At 63.4% G+C, this 15,427-nt stretch carries 10 protein-coding genes and 3 pseudogenes; 10 read left to right on the top strand and 3 right to left on the bottom strand.

The window, feature by feature from the left end; genetic code table 11:
• Positions 1 to 60: 60 nt before the first annotated feature.
• The 3 genes and pseudogenes from OG310_RS37230 to OG310_RS37220 all read left to right on the top strand — a co-directional run.
• A pseudogene (locus OG310_RS37230) lies at positions 61 to 753 on the top strand (IS5 family transposase); the annotation flags it as partial.
• A gap of 70 nt (positions 754 to 823) precedes the next feature.
• Positions 824 to 2,058 (top strand): IS3 family transposase gene (locus OG310_RS37225; RefSeq protein ID WP_329460658.1). Its coding sequence is split into 2 segments (ribosomal slippage): positions 824 to 1,103 and positions 1,103 to 2,058, totalling 1,236 coding nucleotides; the frame shifts between segments, so codons are not numbered across the junction.
• A gap of 30 nt (positions 2,059 to 2,088) precedes the next feature.
• Positions 2,089 to 2,190, top strand: a pseudogene (locus tag OG310_RS37220) (IS5/IS1182 family transposase); the annotation flags it as partial.
• Here the strand turns inward: OG310_RS37220 and OG310_RS37215 are convergent.
• The 3 genes and pseudogenes from OG310_RS37215 to OG310_RS37205 form a co-directional block, all read right to left on the bottom strand.
• Positions 2,189 to 2,991 (bottom strand): annotated as a pseudogene (locus tag OG310_RS37215) (IS5 family transposase); the annotation flags it as partial. The pseudogenes OG310_RS37220 and OG310_RS37215 overlap by 2 nt on opposite strands.
• Positions 2,992 to 3,555: 564 nt before the next feature.
• Positions 3,556 to 4,695 carry a hypothetical protein gene (locus OG310_RS37210; RefSeq protein WP_329460657.1) on the bottom strand — a complete coding sequence of 380 codons (1,140 nt, stop codon included), beginning with the start codon at positions 4,693 to 4,695 and terminating at the stop codon, positions 3,556 to 3,558.
• Between the two features lie 483 nt (positions 4,696 to 5,178).
• Entirely contained in the window at positions 5,179 to 5,955 is a 777-nt protein-coding gene (locus tag OG310_RS37205) for a transglycosylase SLT domain-containing protein (protein ID WP_329460656.1), read from the bottom strand.
• Positions 5,956 to 7,086: 1,131 nt separating this feature from the next.
• Between OG310_RS37205 and OG310_RS37200 the strand changes: the two genes are divergently transcribed.
• From OG310_RS37200 to OG310_RS37170, 7 genes are all read left to right on the top strand, one after another.
• A complete protein-coding gene (locus OG310_RS37200) occupies positions 7,087 to 7,380 on the top strand; it encodes a hypothetical protein (protein WP_329460813.1) in 294 nt (97 codons plus the stop codon).
• A 416-nt stretch (positions 7,381 to 7,796) separates the two neighbouring features.
• A complete protein-coding gene (locus tag OG310_RS37195; protein ID WP_329460655.1) occupies positions 7,797 to 8,135 on the top strand; it encodes a hypothetical protein in 339 nt (112 codons plus the stop codon).
• A complete protein-coding gene (locus OG310_RS37190; RefSeq protein WP_329460654.1) occupies positions 8,125 to 9,348 on the top strand; it encodes a hypothetical protein in 1,224 nt (407 codons plus the stop codon). The genes OG310_RS37195 and OG310_RS37190 overlap by 11 nt, the downstream gene beginning before the upstream one ends.
• Before the next feature lie 55 nt (positions 9,349 to 9,403).
• The gene (locus OG310_RS37185) at positions 9,404 to 10,900 is read left to right on the top strand and encodes an SCO6880 family protein (RefSeq protein WP_329460653.1); all 1,497 of its coding nucleotides are present in this window, start codon (positions 9,404 to 9,406) and stop codon (positions 10,898 to 10,900) included.
• The gene (locus OG310_RS37180; RefSeq protein ID WP_443078944.1) at positions 10,897 to 12,387 is read left to right on the top strand and encodes an ATP/GTP-binding protein; all 1,491 of its coding nucleotides are present in this window, start codon (positions 10,897 to 10,899) and stop codon (positions 12,385 to 12,387) included. The genes OG310_RS37185 and OG310_RS37180 overlap by 4 nt, the downstream gene beginning before the upstream one ends.
• Positions 12,384 to 14,177 (top strand): type IV secretory system conjugative DNA transfer family protein, encoded by a 1,794-nt coding sequence (locus tag OG310_RS37175; protein WP_443078943.1) that lies wholly within the window; start codon positions 12,384 to 12,386, stop codon positions 14,175 to 14,177. The genes OG310_RS37180 and OG310_RS37175 overlap by 4 nt, the downstream gene beginning before the upstream one ends.
• A 265-nt stretch (positions 14,178 to 14,442) precedes the next feature.
• Positions 14,443 to 15,420, top strand: coding sequence for a DUF418 domain-containing protein (locus tag OG310_RS37170; RefSeq protein ID WP_329460651.1), 978 nt, complete (start codon positions 14,443 to 14,445; stop codon positions 15,418 to 15,420).
• Positions 15,421 to 15,427: the final 7 nt, after the last annotated feature.

The raw sequence follows: 15,427 nt of genomic DNA, 5'->3' as shown, positions 1-15,427 counted from the left end.
GCCGACCTGCGAATCCTAAGACAGTGTCCTATGTCGTGAGGCTGGGTAGGTCTGTCCAACATAGGTCAGGGGACGTGGAGTTGGATTGTTCCGGGCAGGTTGTGGGGGACCGCGAAGCCTCTCATCCCGCCGTCGAAAGTGCGTCCGCAGGGCGGTGGAACGCAGGACACGCCTGATGAGACGCTGTTCGCGGCAGTCATCTATGTACTGGTCGGTGGGTGTTCCTGGCGGGCGTTGCCGCCGTGTTTCGGGGTGTCGAAGTCGACGGTGCATCGACGGTTCATGATCTGGTCGAGAGCAGGAGTCTGGGGCCGCCTGCACGGAGCGGTCCTGCACCGGCTGGACGACGCCGGCCTCATCGACGTCTCCCGTGTCGTGCGCGACTCCGCGCACGTGCGGGCAAAAAAGGGGGCGAACACACAGGTCCGAGCCCCGTGGACCGAGGTAAGCCGGGCTCCAAGATGCACGTCCTGTCGGACGCGAACGGACTGCCCCTGGCCGTCGGCCTCTCCGCCGCCAACGTCCACGACGGCCTTGCACTGAAGCCCATGATCATGGGTCACCAAACGAGACACGACCCCTACCACGGACGCTACTTCAAGCCCCAACGCCTCCACGCCGACAAGGCATACGACGTCCCCCACTTGCGGAAATGGTTATGGGGCAAGCACATCGGAGTCCGCATCGCATGCAAAGGCATCGAGTTCAGCGAACGGCTGGGACGCCGAAGGGTAGGTGATCGAGCACACCATGTAGTGGCTGTCCGGCTACTGAATCGCCCCGGGTTTGATGGAGATCGTCAAGACCCGGAAGGATGCCGATCATGGCTGCTCCCCGTAAGTACCCCGACGAACTGCGTGAACGCGCGACGCGTCTGGCGGTCGAGGCCCGCAAAGACCCGGCTGGTCGGGCCGGTGCGATCAAGCGCATCGCGGATCAGTTGGACGTGCACCCCGAGGCCCTGCGCGGCTGGGTGAAGCGGGTCGAGATCGACGAGGGCGTCGTGCCCGGCACAACGAGTGCGGAGGCTGCTCAGATCGCGGAACTGGAGCGGGAGGTGAAGGAACTGCGGCGGGCGAACGCGATATTGAAGTCCGCCTCGGCTTTCTTCGCCGCGGAGCTGGACCGTCCACTGCGATGAAGGTCGCCTACATCGACCAGTACAAGGAGACGTTCGGCGTCCAGCCGATTTGCGATGTCCTCGCCGAGACGGACGCGCCGATCGCGCCGAGCACCTACTACGCCGCCCACACCCGTCCGCCGTCAGCCCGTAGCCTGCGCGATGAGCAACTCACCGAACAGATACGCCGCATCCATGCCGACAACTACAGCGTCTACGGCGCACGCAAGGTCCACGCCGCCCTTCGGCGTGAGGGAGCCGAGGTGGCCCGATGCACGGTCGAACGCCTCATGAGATCGGCGGGACTTCGCGGCGTGATCCGGGCCAAGAGCCCGCGCACCACCCGACCCGCCCCGGAGACCGACCGTCCAGCCGACCTGGTCGAGCGGCAGTTCACCGCAACTGCCCCCAACCAGCTGTGGGTGGCCGACATCACCTACATCAGAACGTTCTCCGGCTGGGTCTACGCGGCCTTCGTCATCGACGTCTTCTCCCGCATGGTCGTCGGCTGGCAGGTCGCCACCAGCCTCTACACCGATCTCGCCCTCGATGCCCTGGAGATGGCGATCTGGCGCCGCCGGCACACCGGCGCCGACCTGGCCGGCCTCACACATCACTCCGACCGCGGAGTTCAATACCGTGCCATCCGCTACACCGAACGCCTCGCCGACGAGGCGGCCGTGGCCTCAGTCGGTTCCAAGGGCGACAGTTACGACAACGCCCTCGCCGAGGCATTCAACAGCCTCTTCAAGGCCGAGCTGATCCGCAACAAGGGGCCCTGGACCTCGATCAACGACGTCGAGATCGCCGTCGCCGAGTACGTCGACTGGTTCAACCAGCGCCGCCTGCACGGCGAACTCGGGCACGTCACCCCGGCCGAACGCGAGGCCGCCCACAATGCGGCCGAACCCCCTGCATCACTCCAGAAAACCAGTTAACCCACTCTCCACGAAACCCGGTGCTTGACATACCGTCGGCTCAGCCCACGCTACGAACGCCAACCCTCCAACTACCGTGCCGTTCTTGGACTCGCCGCCGCCCTGTGCTGCTACAAACGACTCGTCGGGTGAGGCAGGTGGCGTGGCTGGGGAGGGCTTCGTGGATGTTGTGTCGTTCCCGGCGGGTACATAGACGTCGGAATCGGTGGATCAGGCGATCGTCCGTTCGATGACCCGGCTTTGAACGTGGAGGCCGGGGCCGTAGGGAAAGCCGCGGTGGGCGATGACTGGTTTGATGCCGCGAGCCCGGGCCTGTTGGCAGTACTTGTCGTGGTCGTGGTCGCCGGTCTTCGGGCGGGGTGTCCGGCCGTCGCCGTGCTCGCCCCACGGGGCCCGGCACCGACGGGGTCTTCGCCGGCAGGGGCATGAGTTGGGTGACGTCGCCCGCGGTTTCCGCCGGCCAAGGACACCGCGAGTGGTATGCCCTGACCGTCGACGAGGAGGTGGTGGTGGTGCTTGCTGCCCGGACGTGCGCGGACGAGGCCGGGACCGCTCTGGGCCCCGACGAGCGGCCCGGACATGGGAGGAATTACTTGCCCGCCCGAGACCAGCCGAGTTGCCTGGCGGCCCGGACCTTGGCCAGTGGCACGATGCGGGGTCTGTTCCAGACAGTGGCCTCGTTCCATGCTGCAAGCCATCGCCAGCACGTCATGCCCGAGCCGAAGCCCAACTCCTGCGGCAGGTACTCCCACAGCATCCCGGTGTGCAGCACGAACAGGATCCCGCACAGAGCCTGCCCGTCCGCCACCCGCCGCCTGCCGGACACCGGCTTCGACCCGGTCCGGCCACCAACGGCTCAATCAACGGCCACAGTTCGTCCGAAACGATCCACGGACGCGACCCCCTCTTCCCCACGCGCAACCCAACGAGCATCCGAACCGACAGCCACATCATCAGAGGCTTCTGTTAGGACCTCTAAGAGGTGTGTCTACGGCGAACTCTGCGGTGCGGAAGCCCCGCGAACCTCATGCCGACAAGACATGCGACCCGCTTGAACTCGCGGCGATGGCGTAGCAACCACACGGCCCCAGAAGAGATGGAACGCCGCGAATGAACAGGGCGTCAGCAGGGCGTAATCGAAAACACGATGCTGCCGCTGCCGCCTCAACGCCGCTTTGAACATCGCCTTCCTCGGTCACCTGACCCTGCTGCCCCTACAAACGAATACTCGAGCTCACCAGGTGGGACACCGTCATCTGGTAGTTCCGCCGGTCTGGACACGGAGCAACATCGAGTCGGTCCTCCCCAGCCACGACGCCTGGCGCGCCGTCAGTCCCGTCGTTTACGGGCAGGTGGTCAGTGCCCGTCGTGTGGGCGAGGCGCAGTCGCTGCCTCCACCAGGCTGCTCCCTGACTGTGCCGACGTTCAGACGGAACGGACTCGAACGACTTGTCTTTGTCAAGGCTGTGCCCGTCTGCGGATAGCGGCGCTGTCCGATCAACTGCCTCCGCGTACGGGAGAATTAATGAGCAGGCGGGCCAGGCGTTCGCTGGCTTGCTGTACGCAGTCGTAGACCACCTCGTCGACATCGGTGAGGCCCTCCTCTGCCAGCCTCTCCCAGATGTCCAAGAGGGTGTCCAGGTGCGATCGTGCCTGGAAGGGCTTGAGCGTGAGCCACGCAGCGGTTGCCCACTTCAGTGCATCAACAGCGCGCGTGTCACCGGAGGACTGCCTGATCCGCGCGACCTCCAGGAGCAGGCTGGCTGCTTGTTCCTGGTCACTGCGCATGTGAGCGAGGTATCCGGCCAGGCCAAAGACCTCTGAGGCGTTTACGTGGTCTTCCCCGTAGAGCTGTTTTACCTCCTCGACCCTGGCCTCGACCAAGTCCTCGATATCCAGTAGCCAGTCTCGACCCGTGTGCGTGCGTCGATCCCTGACCGGCGCGGGACTCACGACGACCGACGTGTCTCGAGCCTCGGGAAAGCCCCACGAGGTCGGGGACGCGTCAGGTGTGGGCACCTTGGGCGTCATAGACCGTTTCGGATTCCGAGTGGAGATCAATGAGAGGTGCTCGACTTGGCTCGCGTCCTCCCCGATGGCGCTTTCCATGTCCTGATGCGGCACCTCCTCGGTACCTTGACTGTCCTGATTCGGCACCTCTCCAGAACCCTGGCCACCTTCGGTTGGCGTGGCTTCGCCCTCGGCGGCTACACGGGGAGACGGCTTATCCGTCTGGTAGGCCTCCTCGCCGCCGGGCATGCTCACGGCGACGGGCGAAGGCTGCTCCTCGGCAGAGGCCTCCTCCGCAGCATGACCATCGTGGCTGTCGAGGTCTGGTCCGGTCGTCAGTTGGCTGGAGCCGTCCGAGTCTACGGTGATCCTGGCTGAGTATCCGGCCTGGCGGTCGTCGATAGAGACCGTGACCGGCCGTCCCCTGCGCTGTGCCTCACTTTGCGCGGCATCGAGGATGATGTCGTGAAACTGTTCGGGAGAGCCGATCTGAGAAGGCTTATCGTTCAGCAGGAGGGCGCCTTCCTCCGTGATGAAGACACGCAAGTCGCTCCTGCCGTCCTGTTGCTTGTCAGGCTTGCTGAGGGATGCTTTGCGGACTTGCGTAGAGTTTTTCAGAGGAAGCATCTTTGGTTTCCTAATCGGTCGCTACGTGTCTCAGCAGGTAGTTCAGAGGGTGGCCGCATGTCTTGCAACCTGGGCTGGGCGCTGCAGATGGGCGAGCGGACGCCTGAACCTTCTCGGCGTGGTGTGCTCTGGCTCGATCTTAGAGAAGGGTTGCTGGCACGCTACCCTGCCGCCTCTACCGGGGTGTCTCGGGGCGGCTTCCTTGACCAGGAGCGGTACAGGCGCGTCTGCCGGCCAAGGGTGTCGGGTTCGATGCCACCAAGGCCGGCCGCGAGCAGCGTGATCCCGGACTTTGCCAGTCAAACGGTATACGGGGGGCTTCTGATGAGACATGCGCATCGCGGTGATTGGGAGCCAACGCCTAGTTCAGCAGGTGAGCGAGTCCGCTCCGCGAGCAGCACAGCGCGCCGTCGCAGGGACGGCGTCCTAGTTTGAACCCAGCGCCTCAAGGTCATGAGCGACCGCCCCACCCGATGCGGTGACTCAACGTGCCGAAACTGTGGGCTTTGGCTGGGCGGGCGTAGGGGTCTGACCTGTCGATGTGGGATTGGGGAGCGGCGGGAAGAGGCCGTCGAACTCGGGGAACCAGTCACGTACTGAAGTCACGTACGAGAGGGCCTCGTCCGTACTAGGCATGCCATTTGCCTGTTTGATCGCGTCGGCACCGACGCGGTACGCGGCCAGTGCGAGAGACAAGTTCGAGGTCTGAAATGAACCGTCGTTTGCGTACGGTTTTACCTGATCGACAAGTGCGCACAAGTACTTGCCTTCCGCGGCGATGGAGTCTTTGGCGTCGAAGATGGAGGTTTTCCCATTGTTGTCGGTGTCGGATCCGTACTGTTGAAAAACGCTGGGAGACAGTCCTGCTATCCCCTGCGTTCCGTCCGTTCCGGTATGGTTTGGGTCGAAATCAGACTCCACCTTTAGCTGTGATGCGATCACCACTGGGCCTATCTCCTTGCACTGCCGGCCCGCAGATTGGATTGCATCCACGTAATTGCCCGGTACCGCGTCGACCGCCAGGCTCCCTGATCCATCACCCTCAATCAATTTGACTGACTCCTTGGCTTGATCGGCGGACTGCCCCGTAGAACCCCCGAGGTGAAAAATGAGGATGAGGATGACGAGCGGGTAGAAAAGAACCCCGAGCCCACCGATGATGAGCACGGCGACTATTCCGAGTGTCGCCGTCATGGGTATCGCCAGACACCCGCAACCCGCTGCACCCACGGCAGCCTTCGTCCCTGCTGATGTTCTCACGCCTCCTTGCTGGCCTGGCTCGCTGTCCACTCGTGTCCCCTCTCCGGTGTGTTTCAGGCACCCATCGCAAGCCACCTTGAACCTAAGGCGGGTCCTTGTCGTCGTGGTGTCTGGCAGGGCGACTGCTCCTGTACACCGTGACGGCGGGCGAGGCCAGACGGGTTCAACGGGTGTCATTACCAGGGGAGTCGAGACACATGCGAGGAGGCAACGGGTGTGGAGGCGATAGTCGTCGAGTCCAGGAGTCCTGACCTCTGGGTGCGCGGGCCGTCCGAGCCCCGAGCCCCCCAGAGTCGGGCGGTCGAGGAACACCAGCGGGAGGCCCCGCCCCAGCCGGCGAGCCGAGAAGCTGACATAGGTGGTCAGCGCCAGCGGATGCCCGCACCCGCTGCCTCTCGAAGGCCGCCGCGGAGTGCGGGTCGCACGCACGGGTCAGTGGGATGGCTCAGTGTCCACGGGGGCGCGGGCGCCACAACACTGACACGTCTCCTCGGCGGGGTGGACATAGGTTCCAGGTGGCCCAGAGGAGATGATCCTCGCGCCGTTTATCTCGTCGCTCGCACCCACGCTGCCGGGCTGCGCGCTACTTCGCAGATGTTGAACGTTTTGAAACACGGAGAGAACGCGCCTGACCTTCGGGTTCTGGGGGTGGTACTCGTTCCGGATGCGCCCGGTCGTCTCCCTGTCCAGCTGCAGCGGAGGATTCGCGTACTGCGGTCGGTGGCCGATGTGCACCGGCTCTCATGGATCTCCTCTCTTCGCACCGACGAACTACCTCGCGAACTTCCCAAGGAACTTCAAAAGTTGGCCGCAAGGACCAGCGCGAGAAAGGGAGGACTTGTTGAATGATTGAAATTCTGGCTGACCAAGGGCACTTCAACCCTGCCGGTACAAGCGCTGACACGCTGCTTGGCCTCCTGGCTTGGTGTGCAAGTGCTGCCGGCGTTGCCGGCGTAATCATGGTGGGAATACAACTGGCCCTCCGGCTGAATAGCGGGGAGCCCGGAGAGGGGGCCGGATACTTCCGCGGACTTGTAACAGTTTTGGGAGCATGCGTTCTCGCGACAACGGCCGGCCCTTTGGTGAGCTTTCTCGGCCCTCTCGGAATCCAGTAAAGGAGAAGTTATGTTCATGGCAGCGTCGAATATTCTAGCCTCCCTTCCGGTTGAATATCTTGCAGCAGTGCCCAACCCGACGAGGCAAGCTCCCGGGGAACTGACGGCGAAGGTGAACACAGTCCTGGGTCTGGCTGCGTGGGCAGGGACGGCGGCGGGCGTTGCCGGGGTCCTTGTCACAGGCTCCATGATGGCTATATCGGTGAAGAGGGGCGAGAGCTCCGAGCACATGAGCAGGCTGGGAATGGTGCTTTGCGGCTGCGTACTCGTGGCAACGGCAGGACCCCTCATTAACTTCGTCTTCCAGTGAGGGGTAATGAAATGGGTCGCATTCTTGCAGCGAATGAGTCACAGAGTGGCCATGTCGACCTTAAGGGGCGGCGCACCTGGTTTTTCTCCGCCTGCGTACTGGCCTTCGCTCTATTGCTCGGCGCAACGGTATTCGCCCTGTCAGCCCACGGCGAGACATCTGCTGAAGGTGGCGAGGGAGTTGACAAGGCCGCAGTCCACCCGGCGGCGACACGGCCGCCAGGCTGTTCCACGGATGATCGTGAACAGAAGCTGCCGGCCCACGCTCCCGCCGATGTGGAATGGGTCTCGGTGGATGGTGCCAGAGTGCCGGTTTCTCCCAGCGCCGGCCCACGCCAGCGGCGCGGGCCTGTGTGGACCTGCTTCTCGAGGACCCCTATGGGCGCCGTGATGGCGGCGCACGCGATCACTGCCCACATGAGCACTGCCGACTGGAAACCGGTGGCGAACCGGCAGTTGGTTCCTGGCTCTGGGAAAGACCAGTTCGTCTTTCAACGCCAATTTGTCCAGGCTGTCAGTGGGTACTCCCTCAGCCCCTACTACGGGTTCTCTGTCAACGGCTACTCGAAGAAGGAGGCCACTGTCGGGATGATCATGGAAAGCTCGGGAGGGTACGCCTCGACAACAGTTCGCATGAAGTGGGCTGAAGGGGACTGGAAGATCGACCCGAGTGGCGACGGAGAGTTGTTCACCCCGGTCTCCACGGAGGCTTCACCGGTTGGATACGTGCCTTGGGGGGGTAAGGGTGGCGTGTGATGCGGGGAATCCGGCCAACGTCGTCAAGGGTTTCTTTCAATTCCTTGGCGACCCCATCGGGACGATTCTCAAGGCGATCGCGGAAGCCGTCATGTCAGCTGCCATTGACATCTTCGGCGACCTCGTTCTCAGCGTTCCAACCCTGAGCCCCGACCCAAGCGCCTACGAGGACATCAGCGGTCAGACACAGTGGATCGTGGTGTATACCGCTATAGCCTCAATGCTCTTCGCCGCGATCCGCATGGCAATCGAGCGTCGGGGTGAGGCAGGAACCACCGCGCTCAAGGGCCTCCTCAGGGTGGTGTTGGTAGCCGGCGGAGCCACCACAGTGGTGGGCGGACTGGCAAGCCTCTCCGACAAGTACTCCGACTTCCTGTTCAAGACGGGTGCGGACAAGACACTGCAACACGTGGGATGTAGCGGCGGTGGCAGCCTGCAGGCTTTCCTCCTCCTCATCCTGGCCTTCCTCCTCCTTATTGCGGCAATCGTGCAAACGATCCTCATGTACGTGCGTCTCGGAATCATGATCCTGCTTCTGGGGACTCTGCCTGTGGCCGCAGCAGCTTCGATGACAGGGTGGGGCGGCTCCTGGTGGCGCAAGCACATCGGTTGGATGACAGCGTGGCTGCTGTACAAACCCGCAGCTGCCCTCGTGATTTACGCCGGCGCAGCCATGATCAGTGACGGGCAGAGCCAAAATGGAGCAGAGCAGGAAAAAATAGCCGGCATTGGTGTGCTGTTGCTGTCCGCACTTGCACTGCCCGCCCTATTGAAGCTTGTTGCCCCTGCTACCGCCGCACTCGGTGGCGGAATGGGGGCCGGGCAAGTCCTCGCCGCAGCGGGCGGTCTGGCTACCGGAGCAGTTGGTGCGGTCGGTGCCGCCAAGGCAGGCGGGCTGGTCGCCGGTGGCGGCGGTGCGCCCACGGGGGCTGCTGGTGGGGGCGGATCTGCCGGCGGTGGCGCCGGGGGAAGCGGAAGCTCTGGCGGGGGCAGGGTCACCGGGACTGGCGGAGCGGGCGGGGACTCCCAGTTGAGCAGACGCGGTGCGGAATCCGGAGGAGACGGGGGTGGGGGAACCTCACCCCAACTCAACCCTGGCGGGTCAGGCTCTGGCATGGCGTCCGCCAACGTAGCCACTTCGGCGCTCATGCACGCGTCCAGACTCATCGAGTCGTCAGTTGAGGGAGCTGACGGCGAACTCGGCCACAACTAACGGAAACAGTACCCCGCAGTGGAACATCACGACTGATTACAGGAGGGCCAGGGTTATGACAGCTTCGGCCGCAACAGTGCAACCCACATATGGAAACTGGAGGCAGCCCCGACGCCCTGGGCTCGGCTCACTGGGGCTCCTCGGCACTTTCGTAGCCTTTGGCGGCATCGTCGCCACCCTGATCGCCTCGCTCATCTCGCTCGTAGCTGCCCTATCAATCCTGGTGCCTGTCGCCGTCTCGCTTCTTCCCTTGATGATCCGCACACAAGACGGCCGAAATGTGTATCAGATTGTCGCTCTGAGGGTCGCCTGGCTGCGTCGCAAGCGGAAAAAGGCGACGCTCTATGTCTCCGGGCCGCTCTCGCCTCGCCCGGGCGGAAAGTTTAGACCACCGGGCCTCTTGACCCGAGTCACTCTGGTCGAAGGGCGCGACGCCTACGATCGCCCTTTCGGAGTGGTCCACCACCGAGTCAATAACACCTACACCGTTGTGCTCGGATGCGAGCCGGACGGCGGGTCCCTCGTCGACCCGGAGCAGAACGACCAGTGGGTGGCTGCTTGGGGGCAGTGGCTTTCTCGCCTCTCCCATGAGCCTGACCTTCGCGGTGCGTCCGTAACCGTCGAGACGGCACCCGACCCGGGTATGAGGCTCGCACTCGAGACGCTGCCCCGGATCGTCCCGGACGCACCGGCCACGGCACGGGCAGTCCTGCAAGAGGTCGTCGAGACCTATCCGTCGGCATCCTCGGAGATGTACACCTACGTCAGCCTCACATACGGCGCTCAGGCCGGGCAGAAGCGCAGCAGTGAAGAGGTCATCACCGACCTCGCCGTCCGCATCCCAGGGCTCCTGGCCGGGCTGGTTGAGGCGGGGGGAGGCTCCGCGATGGCCCTGTCCGCTGAACGCGTGGCAGAAGCAGTCAGGGTCGCCTATGACCCTGCGTCGAGTTCGGCGATACTCAACGCGCGAGCCGAGCACGGCCGCACGGGGCTGGAATGGGACGACGCCGGGCCTACGGCCGCCGTTGAGACCGTCGGCGCCTATCACCATGATTCCGCCGTATCCCGAACCTGGATGCTTTCACTGGCACCCAGAGGCACCGTACGTTCGAACGTTCTGCATGGTCTTCTGGACCCCGCGGCAGGAACGTGCCGTAAGCGTGTCACGCTCCTATATCGACCGATCGACCCGGCCACCTCGGCACGCATCGTCGAGGCAGACCGGCGCACAGCCCAGTTCATGGCGAGCTCCGGCAAGGGGCTCGTCCGCGCCCGCGCCGCTTCGGCCGTCGCTGCGGCCGAGCAGACAGCAACAGAGGAGGCAGCAGGAGCGGGCCTCGTCGAATTCTCGCTGATGGTCACCGTCACCATGGACTCGGAGGAACAGCTCCCCGACGCCAACGTACTGGTTCGCAACCTCCAGGCCAACGCAAGGCTCTCACTCCGGCCAGCAGATCGCATGCAGGCGGCGGCATTTTGCTGCACACTTCCCGTGGGCATTCTTCCCTGGGAATACGTGCTGGTGCCGGGCGCACTCAGGGAGGCGCTGTGAAGCGTACTGGTAAGAGCGGTAGCGCTGAGACCACGCGCGGATGGCGCGGCCCCGGGGGCGGCTACATCGGGAACTTCACGCCCCCGTCTCTGTGGCGGGCAACGACTGTCCAGGCCTGCGGCCTCTGGCCCTTCAGCGCCGGCTCGGGTGCCCCCATGACCGGGGTCCCGCTCGGGCAGCACCTCTACACCGGCGCGACAGTCTGCGGCGACCCGCTGTCCTGGTTCAGTCGGGCGCGCTACATATCCAACCCATCACTGTTCATGCTCGGGATGCCAGGGCTCGGCAAGTCGACACTCATCAACAGGATGCTCATAGGCCTTTCTGCGATGGGCGTGGTGCCCTTGGTTCTGGGGGACCTCAAGCCCGACTACGCCGATACCGTCCGGGCCCTCGGAGGGCAGGTGATCTCCATCGGTCGTGGCGTCGGGGGAATCAACATCCTTGACCCCGGTGCCGTAGGTTCCGCAGCCCGCAGGATCGGGGGAACCGCCGGCGCGGAGCTACTCGCGGAGGCGCACGGTCGTGTTCTTAATATGGTGGCCGCTCTTGTGGCGATCGTGCGCGGGCAGCCGATGACTGATCACGAGCAGTCCGTATTGTCAGCCGCTCTTCACTTGCTACGAGAACGTACGCCACCAGGCCAGAGTCCACTGCTGCCGCATCTGCTGGCGCTCTTGAACGAGGGCCCCGAACGGATCCGAGCAGTGACACTCGACCGCGGTAACGAGGACCGCTACCGCGACGCCGTTGATCCGCTACACCGGTCGCTCCTGGGTATTCTCGACGGTCCTCTGGGGGGCACCTTCGCGTCGGAGACCTCGACGAGGATCAACCCGGCGGCTCCTGCCGTATGCATTGACATCTCCCGGATCGGCGAGGCAGACACACAACTCACAGCCGCCGCCATGCTGGCCGCTTGGTCGGATGGTTTGGGCAGCGTGGCAGCCTCGCACGCCCTCGCCGATGCGGGGCTTACCCCCAGGCGATGGTTCTTCACAGTCCTCGACGAGCTGTGGAGGCCGCTGCGAGCGGCTACTGGAATCGTCGACCGCATCGACGCACTGACCCGTCTGAACCGGTCACTCGGGCTGGGGGATGCCAAAATCACTCACACACTGAAAGACGCAGAGGCGCTCGGTACAGATGCCGATCGAGCCAAGGCCCGAGGCTTCGTCGAGCGCGCCGGCATGGTTGTCTGCGCGGGGCTGCCGCGTAGCGAGATGCTTGACCTGGCCAAGATCGTCGGGCTGTCGGAACGCGAGATCGACCTCGTTTCGTCGTGGTCTTCCCCACCTGGTTGGGCCGCGACCGAAGGTACGGAGGAGCCGCCTGGACGGGGACGCTTCCTCATCAAGGTCGGCGGTCGCCCGGGCATCCCGATCCGCGCCACCATCACCGATGTGGAGAAGAAGCTCCACAACACGAACACCCGCTGGACCGGAGCAGATCTTGTAAAGCCCGAAGGAAGGGGGGGCGTGCGATGAGCGGACGAAATCCCGGTGGCCTCGACTCAGCTGGAGTCATGGCCTGGATTGTTGTGGCAATAGCGGGGGTTGTCTGGTTCGCCACCGCCCTGGTGTGGGTCGGGGGCACACTGGCCGCACTAGCTTGGGGTGCGGGCTGGCACCCTCCACGATTCACGCCGACGACCGCATTCTCACTGGTTACCGCAGGTCCTTCCACCCTATGGGCGGGCGTGCCAACTGCAGTGCTTGTAATCGGAATTATCTCAGTCACATCCCTCTTCGCATACATCGTCTTCCGCGTGGTCCGGGCCGTACTTAACCGAACCCCAGCCTCCAAAGGCTTGGCAGGACCTACGGAACTGGCATCCCTAGCGCCCAAGGGAATCGCTGAAAGAGCCCGTGACCTTCGCCCGTCACTGAACGGCATGGTGGACCTCCCACCCGATGAAACCGGCAACTTGCTTGGTGACCTGGCACCGCACGGACCGGAGCTCCGATCCTCTTTCGAGGACGTAGAACTCGACCTGATGGCACCACGAGCTGGAAAATCCACCGGAATCGCCATCCCGCGCGTACTTCGCGCACGTGGAGCAGTCCTCCTTACGTCCAACAAATCCGACGTCTACGCGGCAACAACAGCCGAGCGAGCAAAGGTTGGTACCGTGTGGACGTTTGATCCACAAGGAATTGCCCACACGGAGCGAGCAATGTGGTGGGACATTCTTGCCGAGTGTTCGACCATCGAGGGGGCACGACGCCTGGCTGGACACTTCGTTGCTTCGGTCAACGACGATGCCTCGAAGAAGGATTTCTGGATCTCAGCCGCACAAAACACACTGACAGCGATGCTTCTCGCGGCGTCGCGCGGCAAAGCACCCCTGCAAGAACTCCTCGCCTGGCTTGCCGACCCAGCGGACCGCACGCCCATCGACCTGCTCAAGGACGCTGGACTCATGGCGATGAGCGAGCAGCTGCGTGGCACCACCCTCGGTGCTGTCGAAACCAGGGACGGAATCTACGAAACCGCCCGCCAGTGTGTCGCGTGCTTGCTGGATCCTGAGATCCTGGCCTGGGTCACGCCCGACCCCGACCGCCCCCAGTTTCGACCGGAGAGGCATGTACTGGGGAGGGACACCCTCTTCCTCTTGTCCAAAGACGGTGGCGGATCAGCCGCAGGTGTCATCGCCGGCCTCGCGGATGTGACGATGCGCGCGGGCGTGATCGCTGGTGAAAAAATGGGCGGAAGGCTCGACCCCCCTATGACGGCCGTACTCGACGAGGCAGCGAACGTATGCCGGATCTCAGACCTACCGGACCTCTACAGCCACCTAGGGTCCAGAGGCATCAACGTGGTCACCCTTCTTCAGAGCTACCGGCAGGGGAGCAGGGTGTGGGGAGAAGCCGGCATGGACGCCATGTGGGGCGCTGCGACCATCAAGCTGCTCGGGGCGGGACTCGATGACGCTGACTTCGTCGACAAGATATCAAAACTGGTCGGACAGAATGACGTTGCTACAAAGAGCATCTCAAGAAGCCGCGACGGGACATCTACCTCCGTCTCCTATCGCTTGGATCCCATACTCGCTCCAGATGCCATCCGTGCCTTGCCCAAGGGGACAGCTCTGTTGTTCGCCACCGGGATAAGGCCAGCTCTTATAAAGCTCCGACCGTGGTACAAGGAGCCGAACGCGGGCGAGATCTCACGCGCCGCCAAGGCCGAGGCAGCAGCTATCACGCAGCGTGCTATCGCAAAGGACACGCACATCGACGCGACATTGACCGGGGTTCCCGTGGAGCAGCACTCATGACAGAAAGCCCGGCTCTAGCTGAATCACGTGACATCCGCTGTACGCGCGGGCAGGAGCCGGCAAAGTTTCGCAAGGTCACCAATGCTCGACTGACAACCGTGGACACCCTCCGAGGCTTCGGGCTGCTCGGAGTAGCAATTTGTAACGCTCAGGCGATCGCTGGGATCCCGGTCACGGCAGTGGGCGCCTCCGCTGGCGCTAGTACTGCCACGAAAGCTGCAGCGTGGGTAGTAACTTTTTTTTTGACGCCAAGTTCTATCCCCTGATGGCGTTCATCTTCGGGTACAGCTACATCCTTCAAACCGAGTCCCCCTCGTACGGGGGAGCGGGGTTCCCAGCCCGTGAGGCGCGGAGACTAGCGACCCTCCTCATACTGGGCGTCGCAGACATGTTCTTCCTTTTTTCTGGGGACATCCTTACGACCTACGCGGTACTCGGGGCGATCACTCTGGCGTCCCTGCACCGAGCCACCACGCGCACATCGATAGGAATCGCCGCAGCCTGCCTAATGTTCACGACAGCACTGATCCTATCCTCAGCGCTATTGTCAAAGGGCGGGGGTGCGGCGCCAATTGCCAGTGATTTTCACGCGGCAGTAGCCCTGTACAGGGAGAACGCTGTCAGTACGCTCGCAGCGCGGGTCCGTGAGATTCCGGGGCGCATAACTGGGGACATCGTCATGGCTCCCGACGTCCTGGCAGCACTAATTGCAGGGCTTGTAGCTGGTAGAGGGCACGTCCTAGAATCGGGAGGCACGTGCCGTCGATTTACATCGAAAACGATGTGGGCGTGCTTGTTTGTTGGCCTGGCAGGAAGTTACAGCTTGGCTGCAGATCAGGCACGCCGTACTCCTGGAAAGGAGTACCTCGTTCACTTGGCTATCGAGGTACTGACCGCACCGGCACTCACGGCGGCCTACACCCTGGGGGTTTTGTCATTGCTCCGATTCCGGAAGCTCGAATGGGTGATGCAGCTCCTGTCGGCCGGAGGCCGCATGTCTCTGACGAACTACCTAGGGCAGTCACTCTTTTTCTGTCTCATGTTCACGGGGTATGGGGCGGGGTTGTATGGGCGTGTCGGCCCCTTCGGAACGTTCGTCGCAGCCGTACTGATATACATCAGTGGCCTCTACCTCAGTCAACTACTGTTGCGGCGGTTCCAGCACGGCCCGATTGAGTGGCTCGTGCGGTTCGTCACGTTCATGCCAGAGCGTGGCATCGCATTACGGCAGGGGAGAGATTGAACTGACT

This window comes from Streptomyces sp. NBC_01497 (assembly GCF_036250695.1).
In the GTDB taxonomy this organism is placed as follows: domain Bacteria; phylum Actinomycetota; class Actinomycetes; order Streptomycetales; family Streptomycetaceae; genus Streptomyces.
The sequence above is the reverse complement of the archived record's forward strand: the minus strand, read 5'-3'. Positions and strand labels throughout refer to the sequence as shown.

What these genes read in the sequence shown, in the direction of transcription:
- OG310_RS37210 (WP_329460657.1), bottom strand. Translation starts at nt 4,695, where the DNA reads ATGCTTCCTCTGAAAAACTCTACGCAAGTCCGCAAAGCATCCCTCAGC.
- OG310_RS37200 (WP_329460813.1), top strand. Translation starts at nt 7,087, where the DNA reads ATGGCAGCGTCGAATATTCTAGCCTCCCTTCCGGTTGAATATCTTGCA.
- OG310_RS37195 (WP_329460655.1), top strand. Translation starts at nt 7,797, where the DNA reads ATGAGCACTGCCGACTGGAAACCGGTGGCGAACCGGCAGTTGGTTCCT.
- OG310_RS37185 (WP_329460653.1), top strand. Translation starts at nt 9,404, where the DNA reads ATGACAGCTTCGGCCGCAACAGTGCAACCCACATATGGAAACTGGAGG.
- OG310_RS37175 (WP_443078943.1), top strand. Translation starts at nt 12,384, where the DNA reads ATGAGCGGACGAAATCCCGGTGGCCTCGACTCAGCTGGAGTCATGGCC.
- OG310_RS37170 (WP_329460651.1), top strand. Translation starts at nt 14,443, where the DNA reads ATGGCGTTCATCTTCGGGTACAGCTACATCCTTCAAACCGAGTCCCCC.